The sequence below is a fragment of the Streptomyces sp. NBC_00503 genome, from assembly GCF_036346895.1.
Classification (GTDB): Bacteria; Actinomycetota; Actinomycetes; order Streptomycetales; family Streptomycetaceae; genus Streptomyces.
This window is the reverse complement of the sequence record NZ_CP107855.1, coordinates 2,087,826-2,103,127: the sequence shown is the minus strand read 5'-3', so window position 1 is coordinate 2,103,127 and position 15,302 is coordinate 2,087,826. Positions and strand designations below refer to the sequence as shown.

Sequence of the window (15,302 nt, the reverse complement as noted above, 5' to 3'; positions counted from 1 at the left end):
TGTAAGGGGGTTACGTGCGTGTGGCGATCCCGTCCAGCACCATCGACAGGTACTGGCGGGCGATCTCTTCGGGACTGTGCTGGCCGCCCGGCCGGTACCAGGACGCCGCCACCCACACCGTGTCGCGCACGAAGCGGTAGGTGAGGCGGATGTCCAGGTCGGCGCGGAAGACCCCGTCCGCGACCCCGCGTTCCAGCGTCCCCAGCCACGCCTTCTCGAACTTGACCTGCGAGTCGGAGAGGTAGTGGAAGCGGGGCTGGGCGGAGAGGGTGCGGGATTCCTTCTGGTAGATGGCGACGGCGGCGCGGTGCCGGTCGATCTCCCGGAACGATTCGGTGACGAGGGCCTCGATGGTCTGCCTGGGTCCGAGACCGGCGGCGAGGACGGTGTCGTACCCCTCCCACAGTTCGGTCAGGAAGGCGGAGAGGATCTCGTCGAGCATCGATTCCTTGGAATCGAAGTGGTAGTAGAGGCTGCCCGCGAGCATCCCCGCGGCGTCGGCGATCTTCCGGACGGTGGTGGCGTTGTAGCCCTGCGCGGCGAACACCTCGGCGGCGATGTCGAGGAGTTCACGCCTGCGCTCGGGCGAGGCCGTCACCTGCTGCTTCTTCTTGTTCGTTGGCACGCGCCCATTCTGGGCCTACGCGTGCTGACTGCTGACCGACACGGTCTCGCCCGTCATGTACGAGGAGTACCCGCTGGCCAGGAAGACGACGACGTTGGCGACCTCCCACGGCTCGGCGTACCGGCCGAAGGCCTCCCGGGCCGTCAGCTCGCGCAGCAGCTCCTCGCTGGTGACCTTCACCAGGTGCGGATGCATGGCCAGACTCGGCGCGACCGCGTTGATCCGTACGCCGAACCCGGCCGCCTCCAGCGCCGCGCAGCGGGTCAGCGCCATCACCCCGGCCTTGGCGGCGGCGTAGTGGGCCTGCCCGGTCTGGGCGCGCCAGCCGATGACGGAGGCGTTGTTGACGATGACCCCGCCTCCGCCGCCGGCGGCCTGGAAGGAGCGCATGGCGGCGCGGGTGCACCGGAAGGTGCCGTTCAGGGTGACGTCGAGGACCTTGGACCACTGTTCGTCGGTCATGTCGACGAGGTTCGCGGTCCCGCCGAGGCCGGCGTTGTTGACGACGATGTCGAGCCCGCCGTGGGTCTGTTCGGCGAGCGCGAACAGCGCCCCCACCTGCTCCTCGTCGGTGACGTCGCAGGGCAGCGAGGTGATGCGGTCGGCCCCGAACTCGGCGGCCAGTGCCTCCTCGCTCTCCTTCAGCCGCCGCGCGTGGGCGTCGCTGATGACTATGCGTGCGCCCTCCTCCAGGAAGCGGCGGGCGGTGGCCCCGCCGATCCCGGCCCCGGCCGCGGCGGTGATGACGGCGGTGCGGTCCTTGAGCAGCCCGTGCCCGGCCTCGTACCGCGGTGCGTTCCCCAGTCCGTTCCCGCGTGCGTTCATGCCCGTACCTCCTTGGGAAGGCCGAGGATCCGCTCGGCGACGATGTTGCGCTGGATCTCGTCCGAGCCCGCGTAGATGGTGTCGGAGCGGGAGAAGAGGAAGAGCCGCTGCCAGTCGTCGAGGTCGTACGGGTCCCCGTGCGCGCCGGCTGCGACGAGCGAGGCCGCGCCGCACACGTCCATGGCGAGTTCGCCCAGGTCCCGGTGCCAGCGGGCCCAGTACAGCTTGGCCGTGGAGGGGGCGACGGCGGGCCGTCGGGCATGGGCGCGCATGGTTTCCAGGCCGATCCAGGCCCGGACGAGCCGGTCGCGGATCAGCGGATCGGCCATCGCGCCGTTGCGCTTGGCGACCGCGGCCAGGGTTTCGAGCTCGCGGCGGAAGCCGACCTGCTGGCCGAGGGTGGAGACGCCGCGTTCGAAGCCGAGGGTGGCCATGGCGACGGCCCAGCCCTCGCCGGGTGCGCCGACGATGTGGGAGGCGTCGGTGCGGGCCCCGTCGAAGAAGACCTCGTTGAACTCGGAGGTCCCGGTCAGCTGTGTGATGGGCCGGACCTCCACCCCCTCCTGGTCCATCGGGACGAGGAGGTAGGACAGGCCGGCGTGGCGGCGGGAGCCCGGTTCGGTGCGGGCGAGGACGAAGCACCACTGGGACTCGTGGGCGAGGGAGGTCCAGATCTTCTGGCCCTCCACCACCCAGGCGTCGTCCACCAGGGCCGCCCGGGTGCGGACGCCCGCCAGGTCGGAACCGGCGTCGGGCTCGCTGTAGCCCTGGCACCACAGCTCCTCCACGGCCCGGATGGGCGGCAGGAAGCGGCGCCGCTGCTCCTCGGTGCCGTGGGCGATCAGGGTGGGGCCCAGGAGCTGCTCGCCGATGTGGCCCACGCGTGCGGGTGCGTCGGCGAGGGCGTACTCCTCGTGGAAGGCGATCTGCTGCTCGGTGCTCGCGCCGCGGCCGCCGTACTCGACGGGCCAGCCGACGCAGGTCCAGCCGTGGGCCGCCATGTGCCGCTCCCAGGCGAGGCGTTCGGCGAAGGCCTCGTGCTCCCGGCCCGGTCCGCCGCGGCCCTTGAGGTCGGCGAACCCGCCAGTGAGGTGGGCCTTCAGCCAACTCCGAACCTCGGTGCGGAACTCCTCGACGCTGCTCATGGCCGTACGTTAACCTACCAAACACTTGTTAGGGAAGGATGCTGGGATGCCCGACGTCACCCCCGTGCTCTACGAGCGCCGCGGCCCGGTCGCGTACGTGACCATGAACCGCCCCCGCTACCGCAACGCGCAGAACAGCGCGATGACGTACGCCCTCGACGACGCCTTCTACCGCGCCGCCGACGACCCCGAGGTGAAGGTGATCGTCCTGGCCGGGGCCGGCGAGCACTTCTCCGCGGGCCACGACATCGGCACCCCCGAACGCGACGCGCACCTGCCCTTCGAACGGCGGGCCGGCCTCTGGTGGGACCACTCCCAGCGCTCCGGCGCCGAATCCCGCTTCGCCCGCGAATCCGAGGTCTACCTCGGCATGTGCCGCCGCTGGCGCGAGCTGCCCAAGCCCGTCATCGCCTCCGTCCACGGGGCCTGCGTGGCCGGCGGGCTCATGCTCGCCTGGGTCTGCGACCTCATCGTGGCCAGCGAGGACGCCTTCTTCGCGGACCCCGTCGTACGCATGGGCATCCCCGGCGTCGAATACTTCGCCCACCCCTGGGCCATGCCCCCGCGCATCGCCAAGGAATTCCTCTACACCGGCGACCGGATGCCCGCCCGCCGGGCCCACGAGATCGGCATGGTCAACCGCGTCGTCGCACGCGCCGAGCTGGCCGCCGAGACCGACCGCCTCGCCCTGCGGATCGCCGAGATGCCCGGCTTCGGACTGGCCCTGACCAAACGGGCCGTCAACCAGGCCGAGGACCTCCAGGGCCTGCACACCGGCATGGACTCCGTCTTCGGCCTGCACCACCTCGCACACGCCCACAACGCCGAGACGGCGGCGGACTCGCTCGGCGGCATGAACATCGCCGCCATGAAGACCGCTGCCGTGAAGACCGCTGCTCTGAAGACCGCTGCTCTGAAGACCGCTGCCGTGAAGGAGGCGAACACCTGATGGACCTCAACCATGCGGCGGACGTGGAGGCCTTCCGGGCCGAGGCCCGCACCTGGCTGGCCGCCCACGTACCGGCCGACCCCCTCCCCTCCCTGGAGACCGAGGAGGGCTTCGCCGCACACCGCGCCTGGGAAGCCCTCCTGCACGCACACCGCTGGTCGGTGGTCTCCTGGCCCGAGGAGTACGGCGGCCGGGGCGTGGACATCGAGCGGTGGCTGGTCTTCGAGGAGGAGTACTGGGCCGCCGGCACGCCCGGCCGGGTCTCCCAGAACGGCATCAACCTCCTCGCCCCCACCCTCTTCGACCACGCCACCGACGAGCAGCGCGCCCGCGTCCTGCCCTCCATGGCCAGCGGCGAGGTGATCTGGGCCCAGGCCTGGTCCGAGCCCGAATCCGGCTCCGACCTCGCCTCCCTGAAGTCCCGGGCCGTGCGCACCGAAGGCGGCTGGCTGCTGTCCGGGCAGAAGACCTGGTCCTCCCGGGCCGCCTTCGCCGACCGCGCCTTCGGCATCTTCCGCACCGACCCGGACGCCCCGAAACCGCACCAGGGACTCACGTACCTGATGTTCGACCTGCACGCCCCCGGGGTCACCGTGCGGCCCATCGGCCGCCTCGACGGCAAGCCCGCCTTCGCGGAACTCTTCCTCGACGAGGTCTTCGTGCCCGACGCGGACGTCATCGGCGAGCCCGGCCAGGGCTGGCGCATCGCCATGTCCACCACCGGCAACGAGCGCGGGCTCACCCTGCGCGCCCCCGGCCGGTTCCTCGCCGCCGCCGACCGCCTCGTAGAACTGTGGCGCAGCGACGGGGACCCGGCCGACACCGCAGTGCGCGACCGGGTCGCGGACGCCGTGGTCGGAGCGCGCGCCTACCAGCTGTTCACCTGGACCAACGCCTCCCGCTTCGCCGCGGGCGAGACCATCGGCGCCGAGTCCAGCCTCAACAAGGTGTTCTGGTCCCAGTACGACATCGCCCTGCACGAAACCGCCCTCGACCTCCTCGGCCCCGACGCCGAACTCGCCGACGGCGCCTGGGCCGAGCCGTGGATCTTCTCGCTGGCCGGCCCCATCTACGCCGGGACCAACGAGATCCAGCGCGACATCATCGCCGAGCGGCTGCTCGGCCTCCCGAAGGGCCGCCGCTGATGCGCTTCCTGCCGACCGAAGAGCAGTCGGACTTCGCCCGCACGCTGCGCGACCTCCTCGCGGCCGCCGAGGTCCCGGCGGCGGTACGGGCCTGGGGCGCCGCGGACCACACCCCCGGGCTGACCCTGCGGACCCGGCTCGCCGGAACCGGCCTGTTCGCCCTCGCCGCCGACGAGGCCCACGACGGCATGGGCCTGCTGCCGCTGGAGATGGCCCTCGGCTTCGTCGAGCTCGGCCGGGCCGCCGTACCCGGCCCGGTGGTGGAGACGGCGGCCGCCTGCGCCCTCCTGACACACCTCGGCGACCACACCCTGGCCAAGCGGTTCCTCCCCGGGCTCGTGGCCGGGGAGACCTCGGCCACCCTGACCCTGCCCGGCGGCAGCCCGTACGCCCTCGACGCGGACGCCGCCACACACCTCTTCACGGTGTCTCCGGCCGGCGAGCTCCGCCTCACCACCGCCACCGCCCCGCCCCGCACCTCCACCGACCCCTCCCGCCGCCTCTCGCTCCCCGAGGACGGCGGCGAACTCCTGGCCTCCGGCCCCGCGGTCCTGACAGCTGCGCGCCATGCCGGGCACTGGGCCCGGCTGCTCACCGCCGCCCAGTGCCTCGGAGTCGGCGAGGCACTCCTGGCCCGCACCGTGGACTACGCGAAGCAGCGCACCCAGTTCGGCACCCCGATCGGCGGCTTCCAGGCGGTGAAACACCGGCTCGCCGACACCCTCCTCGGCCTGGAATTCGCCCGCCCGCTGCTCTGGGCGGCCGCGCTGTCCCTGGCACCCGAGGAGGTCGCGGCGGCGAAGCTGACCGCCGGCGAAGCGGCGTACGCGGCCGCCATGACTGCCCTCCAACTCCACGGCGCCGTGGGCTACACCGAGGAGCTCGACCTCTCGCTGTGGCTCCGCAAGGCCCGCCCGCTGCGCGACGCCTGGGGGAGCCCCTCGCAATGCCGGGCGGCGGTGCTGGGCGGGTAGCGCCGGGGCCGACCGGTCAGGGGCAGGCGGGAACCCGCGTTCCCGCCCGCCCTGCCCTGCCTGACGCCGCCCCGTCCCCGGTGGCTGCACTCGGCCAACTCGTGATCATCCCGCGCCACTGGCCGGGGCCTTCGGGCCGGCCGGACGTGTGCCGATGCGCCACGAGTCTTCTGCCGCGGCGTCATGCCGCCGTTTCACCGTCGGGGCGAGACCGATTTCGCGGTCCGCCCCGACACGGTGTCGGGTACCGCCGACGGCTACCTCGTCTACGCGTTTGCCACCAAGCCCCTCACCGGCCAGGCCGGAGACGGAGCCGGGCTGCCCGCCGGGATGCACTTCTGGGCCCAGCAGCCCGGGGACTGCACCCCTCCGGGGAGAACCTGACTGTCGGCGACCTCGTCGCCCGGGACGCCGACGGCGTTCTCCGGTACTACCGCGGCATCCCCGGCTCAAACCCCCTGGCCGACCGAGTACGCCTGGGAGCCGGATGGAACACGTACAACGCCCTCACCGGCGAGGGCGACCTCAACAACGACGGCAACCCGGATCTCCTCGCCCGCGACGGCGGCGGTGACCTCTGGTGGGGCTGGAACGGCTACGACCAGCTCCTTTAGACACCAATCGGAACCGGCACGGCGGCGGCCCGTCAGTGGCGGGTCCGGTAGTAGGTGGCGAGCACGGTGTTCACGACCACGACCACCGTGAACCACAAGGAGAGCGACCGCTGCCCGAGCGCCAGGAGCGCGAGGGCAGCGGCGCCGAACACCAGCACCTTCACCCCGAGCTGCGCGGCGAGCGGGACGGCGTAACGGGCCTTCGGCGCGGCGAAGAGCCCCCAGAGCACGGCCGCGGCGAGCGGCGCGGCCACCGCCAGGGCTATGGAGCCCACCCGCCCGATGTCACGGGTGAAACCCCACCAGGCGAGAGCGCCGAGGGCCGCGAGCTCCAGGAAGAAGGCGAGCCCCTCGTTGGCGAGGAAGAACGCCCGCAGGGCGGGCGGCAGCGGGGGAGAAGAAGGCGAAGACGTCGGCATGGCGAACAACCTCTCGGGAAGAGGGCGGAAGGGTCCACTCCGTACGGCGGTGTCTCAGATGACGGCCACGCTGACGCTCACCACGTAGGGCTCCTCCACCACCGCGTCCGGGAAGACCGGATCCAGCCGCGCCCGCTCGGCGTCGAGGAACTCACGGGTGCCGGCCTCGCCCAGCAGCAGGAAAGCGGAGTGGCTGGAGAGGTTCGCCAGATGGGCGTCCAGCGGGATCCGCCGGGACCAGGAGACGGTCCGGGTGGTGAAACCGGAGCCGAGGCCCTGGGGGAGGGTGCGGAACGAGACCGGGCTGCCGCCGTTCAGGCTGTGCGGGCCGACCGCTTCGAAGAAGGTGCGGATCCGCTCGCCCTGCTCGGCGACCCAGCCGACCGACTCGTCCAGGTCGTTCCACCAGATCGCGAGCGCGCCCCCGGGTGCCAGCACGCGTCGGGCCTCGGGCACCGCCAGCGCCGGATCGGTCCAGTGCCAGGCCTGGGCGTAGGTGAGGAAGTCGAACCCGCCGCTGACCAGCGGCAGCCGGTCGCCGTCCCCGCGCACGATCGGAATGTCCGGGTGCGTGCGCCGGAACTCGGCCGCCATCCCGTCCCCGGGCTCCACGGCCACGACCTCGGCCCCCCGGGCGCGCATCGGCGCCGTCCCGATCCCGGTCCCCGCCCCCACGTCCGCCACCCGTGCCCCCGCGAACCGGCGCCCGGCGAGCTCCTCGACCGCGTCGTAGAGCGCCTCGGGGTAGCCGGGCCGGTGCCGGCCGTAGAGGGCGGCGGCGGTGTCGAAGGACCGCGCCCGGGAGCGGGGAGTCGTCGTCATGGCGCCATTGTTTTCGATCACGCCCGGGCGGACCAGACCTTGTACCGATATCGCGCAGGAGCCGGAGGCGGCGGCTACGCCGCGCGGACCAGCCCCGCCTCGTAGGCCAGGATCGCGGCCTGGGTCCGGTTCGTGAGGTCCAGCTGCGTCAGGATCCGCGACACGTACGTCTTCACGCTCGCCGGGGACAGGTGCAGGGCCTCGGCTATCTGCAGGTTCGTCCGGCCCTCCCCGACCAGCGCGAGGACGTCGCGTTCGCCGGGGGAGAGGGTGGAGAGCTGCTCCGCGTGGTCGGGGGTCTCGACGCGGGTGTCCGCCCGTTCCAGCAGCGCCCGCATCACCCCGGGGGCCAGTGCGCTGCCGCCCGCCGCGACCGTGCGGATGCCGGCGAAGAGCTCCTCCGGCCGCAGGTCCTTGAGCAGGAACCCGGCGGCCCCGGCCCGCAGCGCGTCCAGGACCAGGTCGTCCGCCGTGTAGCCGGTGAGTACGAGGACGCGCGGCGGGTCCGGCAGCCGCAGCAGCTGCAAGGTGGCCTCGAAGCCGTCGACCTTCGGCATGACCAGGTCCATCAGCACCACGTCCGGCCGGTGGGTGCGCGCCAGCGGCACCGCCTCGGCCCCGTCGGCGGCCTCCGCGACCACCTCCATGTCGGGCGCGCTCGAGAGCAGGGTGACCAGCCCCGACCGTATGAGGCTCTGGTCGTCGACCACCATCACCCGGATCGCCATGTGACCCACCTCCCCTGAAGCCCCGTCTTATTGCGGACATTACCGGCATATCGGGACCTAAGCCCCCGTAACTCTCCCCTCCCAGTCCCCTTTTGCGTCCTCCCTTGTCCTCTTTAGGGGACTTCGGGGACCCACCGTCTTCCCGGACGGTGGTTACCGAGGCCGAACGCACCACCGCTCCACCCGCTCCACCCGGCCTCCGTACATGTCCCCGAAGTCAGGAACTCCGCATGTCTTTCCCCTCTGCTCGTACCTTCGCCGGTCTCGTTGTCGCCGGTCTCGCCGCCCCCGCCGCCGTGGGCCTCGTGGCAATGCCCGCGTCCGCCGCGTCGGTCGGCACGTGGGACGAGGTCGCACAGTGCGAATCCAGCGGTGACTGGAGCATCAGCACCGGGAACGGCTTCTACGGTGGCCTCCAGTTCACCTCCAGCACCTGGGCGGAGTTCGGCGGCACGCAGTACGCCCCGCAGGCCAACCAGGCCACCAAGGCGCAGCAGATCGCCGTAGCCGAGAAGGTCCTCGCCACCCAGGGCCCCGGCGCCTGGCCCTCCTGCGGCAAGCTCGCCGGCCTCCAGCGCGGCGGCCCGGCCCCCGAGTCCGCCGCCGAGTCAGCCGCCCACGAGTCCTCCACCGAGGAGAAGAACGCCGAGGCGCCGGCCGAGCAGTCCGCACCGGCCGCCGAGAACTCCGGCCGGGGCGACGGCACCTACACCGTCGTCAGCGGCGACACCCTCGGCTCCATCGGCTCCGAACTCGGTGTCGGCTGGCAGAAGCTGTACTCCGACAACCGCTCGGTCATCGGCTCCGACCCGGACATGATCCTGCCGGGCCAGAACCTCGCGTACGGCTCGGGCTCAGGATCCGGCTCCGACTCCGGCAGCAGCACCCCCGCCGCGTCGCAGTCCTCGGACTCCTCCGACTCCTCGGAGGCCTCCGACAGCGAGGACGGCTCCAGCAGCTCCAGCAGCGCAAGCAGCAGCGCCGAGGGCGTCCTGCCCGTCTCCGGTGCCTCCGTCTCCGCGCGCTACCACCAGGCCGGCGGCTGGGCCGCCGGCTACCACACCGGCATCGACTTCGCCGTCGGCACCGGCACCCCGGTCAAGGCCGCCGCGGCCGGCACCGTGGTCTCCTCCGGCTGGCAGGGCGCGTACGGCAACGCCGTCGTCATCCAGCACGACGACGGCCGCTACACCCTCTCCGCCCACCTGTCCTCGGCCTCCGCCTCCGAAGGCGAGCGCGTCTCCGCCGGCGAGCAGATAGGCCTCTCCGGCAGCACCGGCAACTCCACCGGACCGCACCTGCACTTCGAGGTCCGCTCCAGCAACAGCTACGGCGCCGACATCAACCCGGTGACCTGGCTGAACGGCCTCGGCGTCTCGGTCTGAGCACGCCACCGAATCTGCGGCCCTCCTCCTGACGGGAGGGCCGCACCACCCCTCAACGCGTCCCCCCGGGATGCCCCTTCGGCGGAAGGCGGGCAACCTGGGGGGACGTTTTCATGTGCTCTGTGCGCATTTATGCCTATGGGGGTGGGGGATTCATGCAGGCTGTGCCCGGTCGCGCCGGACAACTCCTGGAACGCGGGCTGCGCACCTTGACGGGTGAGGGCTCCGGAGCGCCCGACCCGGTACGGGCCCGCCGCACCGACATGTGGCTCGCCGCCCTCTGCGCACTGCTGACCGCCATCAACCTCGAGGACGTCCACCGCTTCGGCCTCGTCACCAACTACCCGCTCAGCCTCGCCGCCGGCCTGCTCGCCGCCGTCACCCTCCTCTGGCGCCGCTCCCACGCCTGGGTGCCGGCCCTCGCAGCCACCTTCGCCACCCTGGTCTCCGACGACCGGGGCCCCCTGGTCTTCGGCGCCTACGCCCTGGCCGCGTACGGCAGCACCCACCGCTGGGGCGGGATCCTGCTGATGGGCCTCTTCTACGCGGGCACGCGCGACCTCTTCCTGCCCCTCGGGTACGCGGGCCGCGACCCGGCCTCCTTCGTCCTCGGCAGCATCGTCGTGCCCGCCCTGTACGGGGAGACCGTGCGCCGCAACCGCGCGGTCATGTCCGCGCTGCGCGAACGGGCCCGCCAGGCCCACGCCGCCGTGGACCAGGCGGCCGACCTGGCCGTCGTACAGGAACGCACCCGTTTGGCCCAGCGCACCCACGACGGTCTGGGCCACCGGCTCACCGCCCTCACGATGCAGGCCGCGGCCCTGCGCCTGGACGCCGGGGCCGACCCCCGGGTCCGGGAGGGCGCCGCGGCCGTGGAGGAATCGGCCCGGGCCGCGATGGCCGAGGTCAGGGAGGTGCTGGACATGCTGAACGATCCCGCCGGGCGCCGCGCGTACACCTCGCCCGTGGACGTCGGCCGGTTCCTGGGCTCGCTGGCCCGGAACATGCGGGCCACGGGCATGGAGATCACCCACCGCACCCAGCCCGGCCTGGGCGAGTTCCCGGCGGCCGACGGGCGCCTCCTGCTGCGGATCGCCCGCGAGGGGCTCACCAACGCGGCGAAGTACGCCCCCGGCTCCGCCGTTCGGATGAATCTTTTTGCGGAGGACGGGGAGGTCCGCCTCGACGTCGTGAACACCGCTCCGGAGGGGGAGCGGATCGTCCTCGACTCAGGCGGGATGGGGATTCCGGGGCTCCGGGCGGCCCTCGCGGAGGTGGGCGGAAGACTCCGTACGGGGGACACGCAGGACGGAGGTCACATGCTCGCCGCGACACTCCCCGACAGACGTGTGCTAGCTTAGAGCTCGTTGCAGTTGTGGTACCCATGAACTTTATGTGCGCCTGACGGGAATGCTCCGACAGGCGCTTTTATTGTTTTGCCGGAATCTCCGGATGGGGCCCTTTGCCGCCTATTCAGGAGATTCAAAAATGGCACTTGGCACCGTGAAGTGGTTCAACTCGGAAAAGGGCTTCGGCTTCATCGAGCAGGACGGTGGCGGCCCGGACGTCTTCGCCCACTACTCGAACATCGCCACCCAGGGCTTCCGTGAGCTCAACGAGGGCCAGCGCGTGTCCTTCGACGTCACCCAGGGCCAGAAGGGCCCCCAGGCGGAGAACATCCTCCCCGCCTAATTCCTTCAGCATGCCGGGGTCCGCGCCGTGAAGGTGCGGGCCCCGGCTTGTCTGCTGTTTCGACCTTTGTTTGCAGTGTCTTTGTGCAGTACCTGCCGGTTTCAGGAGGGCTTTCTCGCATGACCAGCTCCAGCTCCGCACGACCCAGCCGCCGCCCCACCCGGGGTCGAGGTGCGGCTCAGGGACGTCCGAAGGCTGGCGCGGGACGGCAGAAGTCCGCCCCCGTAGCCAGGCCCCAAGAATTCACCATGCCCGAACCGCTGACCCCGGCCCTCCCGCCGGTGGAGTCCTTCGGGGACATGGACATGCCCGAGGCGCTGCTGAAGACCCTCGCAGCCCAGGGCGTCACCGAGCCGTTCCCGATCCAGGCCGCGACGATTCCGAACTCGCTGGTCGGCCGTGACCTGCTCGGCCGCGGCCGTACCGGCTCCGGCAAGACGCTGGCCTTCGGCCTGGCGCTGCTGGCCCGCACCGCGGGCCGCCGCGCGCAGCCGAAGCAGCCGCTCGCGCTGGTCCTCGTACCCACCCGTGAGCTCGCGCAGCAGGTCACCGACGCCCTGGCCCCGTACGCCACGGCCGTCAACCTGCGGATCGCGACCGTCGTCGGCGGCATGTCGATCAACCGGCAGTCCGGCGCCCTGCGCCGCGGCTCCGAGGTGCTCGTCGCCACCCCCGGCCGCCTGAAGGACCTCATCGACCGCGGTGACGCCGACCTCTCGCAGGTCTCCATCACGGTCCTCGACGAGGCCGACCAGATGACCGACATGGGCTTCATGCCGCAGGTCACCGCCCTGCTCAAGCAGGTCGAGCCCGAGGGCCAGACCATGCTGTTCTCGGCGACCCTCGACAAGAACATCGACAAGCTCGTCAAGATGTTCCTGCACGACCCGGTCGCCTTCTCCGTCGACCCGTCCGCCGGTGCGGTCAGCACGATGGAGCACCACGTCCTGTACGTCATGGACGAGACCGACAAGAAGGCCGTGGCCACGCGTATAGCCGCTCGCGACGGCCGGGTGATCATGTTCGTCGACACCAAGCGCGGAGTCGACCGCATGGTCAAGAAGCTCCTCGCGGACGGCGTCCGCGCCTCCGGCCTGCACGGCGGCCGCTCGCAGCCGCAGCGCAACCGCACCCTCGACTGGTTCAAGACGGGCGAGGTCACCGCGCTGGTCGCCACCAACGTGGCCGCGCGCGGCATCCACATCGACGACCTCGACCTGGTCGTCAACGTGGACCCGCCGGTCGACCACAAGGACTACCTGCACCGCGGTGGCCGTACCGCCCGTGCCGGCGAGTCCGGCAGCGTCGTCACCCTGGTCCTGCCGGACCAGAAGCGCGACATGACCCGCCTGATGTCGGACGCCGGGATCTCCCCGCGCACCGCGCAGATCAAGTCCTCCGACGAGGAGCTGGCCCGGATCACCGGCGCCAAGGAGCCCTCGGGCATCCCCGTGGTGCTGGACGTGCCGCAGGCCACTCCGCCGCGCCAGCGCGCCGGCGGCGAGGGCTCCGGCTCGCGCCGCCGCTCCGGTGGTGCGCGTACGGGCTCCGGCACGGGCGCCGCTCCGGCGGGCGGCGGCCGCGGCCGTCGCTCCGGTGGCGGTGGCGCCTCCGGCCAGGCTCCGGCCTCCGGGTCCGGCCAGGCCCGTCGCGGCCAGGGTGGCCAGGGCGCCGCTGCCGGCGGCTCCGGCGAGCGCGGCCGGCGTACCGGAGGTGCCCCCTCCGGCGGCGCCGCCGCCGCTTCGGCCCGCAGCCGGGTGGGTGGCGCGGGCCAGGCCCGTCGCCGTTCCGCCTGATCGGCAACGACACACGTAGGAACCACTGCGCCGGGCGGCACGGAAGTGCTGCCCGGCGCAGTGCTGTGTCCGGTGGCTAGCGGACCATCTTGGCCTGGAGCTTCGCCAGGGTCTTCACGTCCAGGCCGAGGCCCTGGGTGAGGTACCCGTAGAAGCTGCCGTAGTCGGCCTCCATCTGCGTGGTCGCCGAGTCCAGGTAGTCCTGGCGGACCTCCTGGAGCGGGATCAGCAGATCGGGGTTCTGCATCCGGCCGGACTGCTTGAGGCCGGCCCGCACCTGGGCGTCGTAGGCCGCGCGGAAGGTGTTCGAGGCCAGGTAGTCGCGCCCGGCGGCGTCCTGTGGGACGGCCAGCGCGCGCAGCAGGACGTAGCTCATCCAGCCCGTCCGGTCCTTGCCCGAGGAGCAGTGGTACAGCATCGGGCCCTGGTTGCCGTCGGCGATCTCGCGGAGGGTGGTCGCGAACTGCGCCCGGCTGTCGGGGTTGGTCACGAACGTGCGGTAGATGTCGCGCATGTACGACTCGGCGCGACCGCCGCCGAGCATCTGCTCCTGCTTGACGGGGTCGCCGCTGCCTATCGCGCTGACCAGGGTCCCGTACAGACCGAGGTCGCTGACCGAGCGGGAGGTGGAGACCAGTCCGGCGGGCAGCTTGTCGGCGCCGTCGTACTGGACCTCCATCGGGATGCGGAAATCGACGACCTTCGTGAGGCCGAGACCGGAGACGGTGGTGACGTCGGAGGCGGTCAGCTTGGAGAGTGCGTCGGAGCGGTAGACCAGTCCCTGGCGGACCTGACCACCGGTGTAGGTGGAGTAGCCGCCGAGGTCGCGGACGTTGACCGCGCCTTGGAGGGGGATCTGGCGAATCGTTTCCGCCGACAGCGCGTGATGACGCGAGGCGGCGGAGGCGCCGTTCACCGGCGCGGCGTACGCGGCGGCGGGCAGAGTCCCGATGGCGAGGGCGGAAGCGAACACCGCGGTCGCCAGGCGGATTCGGGCACGGCTCATCTGGGGCAACTCCTGTAACGGAGAAGGGAATCACCCTGGTGGTGGCAGGGTGCCGAGCTAGTGCGGGGGGACTTCGTGCGGGGGCACTGCGTGGGGGGAGCTGGGGGAGTGGGGGGAGTCGTAGCCGTGCAGACGTTCCAGCACGGCGTGTGCCTCGGCCATGACGCGGTCGACGAGCTCCGCACAGGACGGAAGGTCGTCGATCACGCCCGCGACCTGGCCCGATGCCATGACACCGAGGTCCGTACGGCCCTCGACCATGGACGCCTTGAGGAGCATGGGGGTGTTGGCGGCGAGCAGCACCTGGCTCCACGACAGGTCCTTGCCGTGTTTCATCGCGAGGCCGTCGCGGACCATCTGCGACCAGGTCAGGCCCGACAGCTTCTTGAAGCCGGCCGCGTGGAGCACGGCCTTGGCCAGCGCCCTCGTACGGCCCGACCGCTCCAGGGACGCGACCAGCTCGCTGCGGAGCATCCGGTGCGGCAGGCCGTCGACGGCCGTGGTGACGGTGATGTCCCTGACCCCCGCCTTCAGGTACTCGGCCTTGACCGCGTCCGGGACGGTGGAGTCGGAGGTCAGCAGGAACCGGGTGCCCATGGCGATGCCGGCGGCCCCGTAGGACAGTGCGGCGACCAGCCCGCGGCCGTCGCTGAAACCGCCCGCCGCGATCACCGGGATGTCCACCGCGTCCACGACCTGCGGCAGCAGCACGGTCGTGGCCACGTCACCGGTGTGCCCGCCGCCCTCGCCGCCCTGCACGATCACCGCGTCCGCGCCCCACGCCGCGACCTTCTCGGCGTGCCGGCGGGCCCCGATGGAAGGGATCACGACCACGCCCGCGTCCTTGAGCCGGGAGATCAGCTCCTTGGACGGGGCGAGCGCGAAGGAAGCCACCCGGACGCCCTCGTCGATGATCAGCCGGGCCCGTTCGGCCGCGTCCCCGGCGTCCGCCCGCAGATTGACCCCGAAGGGGGCGTCCGTACGGGACTTGACCTCGTGGACCGCGGCCCGCAGCTGCTCCAGCGTCATCGTCGCCGAGGCCAGGATCCCGAGGGCGCCCGCATTGGCCGCCCCCGACACCAGGCGCGGGCCCGCCACCCAGCCCATGCCCGTCTGCACGATCGGGTGCTCGACCCCGACCAGCTTGGTGAATGCCGTTTCCATCGGCTGCGTCGCC

At 71.9% G+C, this 15,302-nt stretch carries 16 protein-coding genes; 8 read left to right on the top strand and 8 right to left on the bottom strand.

The annotated features are described in order from the left end of the window. Nucleotides 1-10: 10 nt before the first annotated feature. The 3 genes from OG490_RS09810 to OG490_RS09800 are packed head-to-tail and all read right to left on the bottom strand — an operon-like array spanning nucleotide 11 to nucleotide 2,595. Nucleotides 11-625, bottom strand: a complete 615-nt coding sequence (locus OG490_RS09810; protein WP_330295894.1) for a TetR/AcrR family transcriptional regulator — start codon at nucleotides 623-625, stop codon at nucleotides 11-13. Between the two features lie 15 nt (nucleotides 626-640). Continuing rightward, nucleotides 641-1,450, bottom strand: coding sequence for an SDR family oxidoreductase (locus OG490_RS09805; protein WP_330295893.1), 810 nt, complete (start codon nucleotides 1,448-1,450; stop codon nucleotides 641-643). Next, nucleotides 1,447-2,595: an acyl-CoA dehydrogenase family protein gene (locus OG490_RS09800; RefSeq protein WP_330295892.1), complete on the bottom strand. Its 1,149-nt coding sequence runs from the start codon at nucleotides 2,593-2,595 to the stop codon at nucleotides 1,447-1,449. The genes OG490_RS09805 and OG490_RS09800 overlap by 4 nt, the downstream gene beginning before the upstream one ends. A gap of 46 nt (nucleotides 2,596-2,641) precedes the next feature. Between OG490_RS09800 and OG490_RS09795 the strand changes: the two genes are divergently transcribed. The 4 genes from OG490_RS09795 to OG490_RS09780 all read left to right on the top strand — a co-directional run bounded on the left by OG490_RS09795 (nucleotide 2,642) and on the right by OG490_RS09780 (nucleotide 6,047). Beyond that, nucleotides 2,642-3,544, top strand: a complete 903-nt coding sequence (locus OG490_RS09795; protein ID WP_330295891.1) for an enoyl-CoA hydratase — start codon at nucleotides 2,642-2,644, stop codon at nucleotides 3,542-3,544. Then, a complete protein-coding gene (locus tag OG490_RS09790; RefSeq protein ID WP_330295890.1) occupies nucleotides 3,544-4,689 on the top strand; it encodes an acyl-CoA dehydrogenase family protein in 1,146 nt (381 codons plus the stop codon). The genes OG490_RS09795 and OG490_RS09790 overlap by 1 nt, the downstream gene beginning before the upstream one ends. Further along, a complete protein-coding gene (locus tag OG490_RS09785; RefSeq protein ID WP_330295889.1) occupies nucleotides 4,689-5,663 on the top strand; it encodes an acyl-CoA dehydrogenase family protein in 975 nt (324 codons plus the stop codon). The genes OG490_RS09790 and OG490_RS09785 overlap by 1 nt, the downstream gene beginning before the upstream one ends. A gap of 183 nt (nucleotides 5,664-5,846) precedes the next feature. Beyond that, complete coding sequence (locus OG490_RS09780; RefSeq protein WP_330295888.1) at nucleotides 5,847-6,047, top strand: hypothetical protein; 201 nt, start codon at nucleotides 5,847-5,849, stop codon at nucleotides 6,045-6,047. 262 nt (nucleotides 6,048-6,309) lie between these two features. Here the strand turns inward: OG490_RS09780 and OG490_RS09775 are convergent, their stop codons facing one another. The 3 genes from OG490_RS09775 to OG490_RS09765 form a co-directional block, all read right to left on the bottom strand. Beyond that, a complete protein-coding gene (locus tag OG490_RS09775; protein ID WP_330295887.1) occupies nucleotides 6,310-6,696 on the bottom strand; it encodes a DUF2568 domain-containing protein in 387 nt (128 codons plus the stop codon). A gap of 54 nt (nucleotides 6,697-6,750) precedes the next feature. Then, on the bottom strand, nucleotides 6,751-7,518 hold the full coding sequence (locus tag OG490_RS09770) for a class I SAM-dependent methyltransferase (RefSeq protein WP_330295886.1): 768 nt from the start codon (nucleotides 7,516-7,518) through the stop codon (nucleotides 6,751-6,753). A gap of 74 nt (nucleotides 7,519-7,592) precedes the next feature. Next, on the bottom strand, nucleotides 7,593-8,246 hold the full coding sequence (locus OG490_RS09765; protein WP_330295885.1) for a response regulator transcription factor: 654 nt from the start codon (nucleotides 8,244-8,246) through the stop codon (nucleotides 7,593-7,595). A gap of 230 nt (nucleotides 8,247-8,476) precedes the next feature. On the opposite strand from OG490_RS09765, the gene OG490_RS09760 reads away from it, so the two are divergent. From OG490_RS09760 to OG490_RS09745, 4 genes are all read left to right on the top strand, one after another. Continuing rightward, nucleotides 8,477-9,631 carry a peptidoglycan DD-metalloendopeptidase family protein gene (locus OG490_RS09760; protein WP_330295884.1) on the top strand — a complete coding sequence of 385 codons (1,155 nt, stop codon included), beginning with the start codon at nucleotides 8,477-8,479 and terminating at the stop codon, nucleotides 9,629-9,631. Between the two features lie 155 nt (nucleotides 9,632-9,786). Continuing rightward, on the top strand, nucleotides 9,787-10,992 hold the full coding sequence (locus OG490_RS09755) for a sensor histidine kinase (RefSeq protein ID WP_330295883.1): 1,206 nt from the start codon (nucleotides 9,787-9,789) through the stop codon (nucleotides 10,990-10,992). Nucleotides 10,993-11,119: 127 nt separating this feature from the next. Then, nucleotides 11,120-11,323 carry a cold-shock protein gene (locus OG490_RS09750; protein ID WP_112447913.1) on the top strand — a complete coding sequence of 68 codons (204 nt, stop codon included), beginning with the start codon at nucleotides 11,120-11,122 and terminating at the stop codon, nucleotides 11,321-11,323. A gap of 119 nt (nucleotides 11,324-11,442) precedes the next feature. Further along, nucleotides 11,443-13,119, top strand: a complete 1,677-nt coding sequence (locus tag OG490_RS09745; protein ID WP_330295882.1) for a DEAD/DEAH box helicase — start codon at nucleotides 11,443-11,445, stop codon at nucleotides 13,117-13,119. A 76-nt stretch (nucleotides 13,120-13,195) separates the two neighbouring features. Here OG490_RS09745 and OG490_RS09740 read toward each other — a convergent pair whose 3' ends face one another. Together OG490_RS09740 and OG490_RS09735 are read right to left on the bottom strand one after the other, a co-directional pair. After that, entirely contained in the window at nucleotides 13,196-14,125 is a 930-nt protein-coding gene (locus OG490_RS09740; protein WP_330295881.1) for a tyrosine-protein phosphatase, read from the bottom strand. Between the two features lie 57 nt (nucleotides 14,126-14,182). After that, nucleotides 14,183-15,289, bottom strand: a complete 1,107-nt coding sequence (locus tag OG490_RS09735) for an NAD(P)H-dependent flavin oxidoreductase (RefSeq protein WP_330295880.1) — start codon at nucleotides 15,287-15,289, stop codon at nucleotides 14,183-14,185. Between the last annotated feature and the right edge of the window lie 13 nt (nucleotides 15,290-15,302).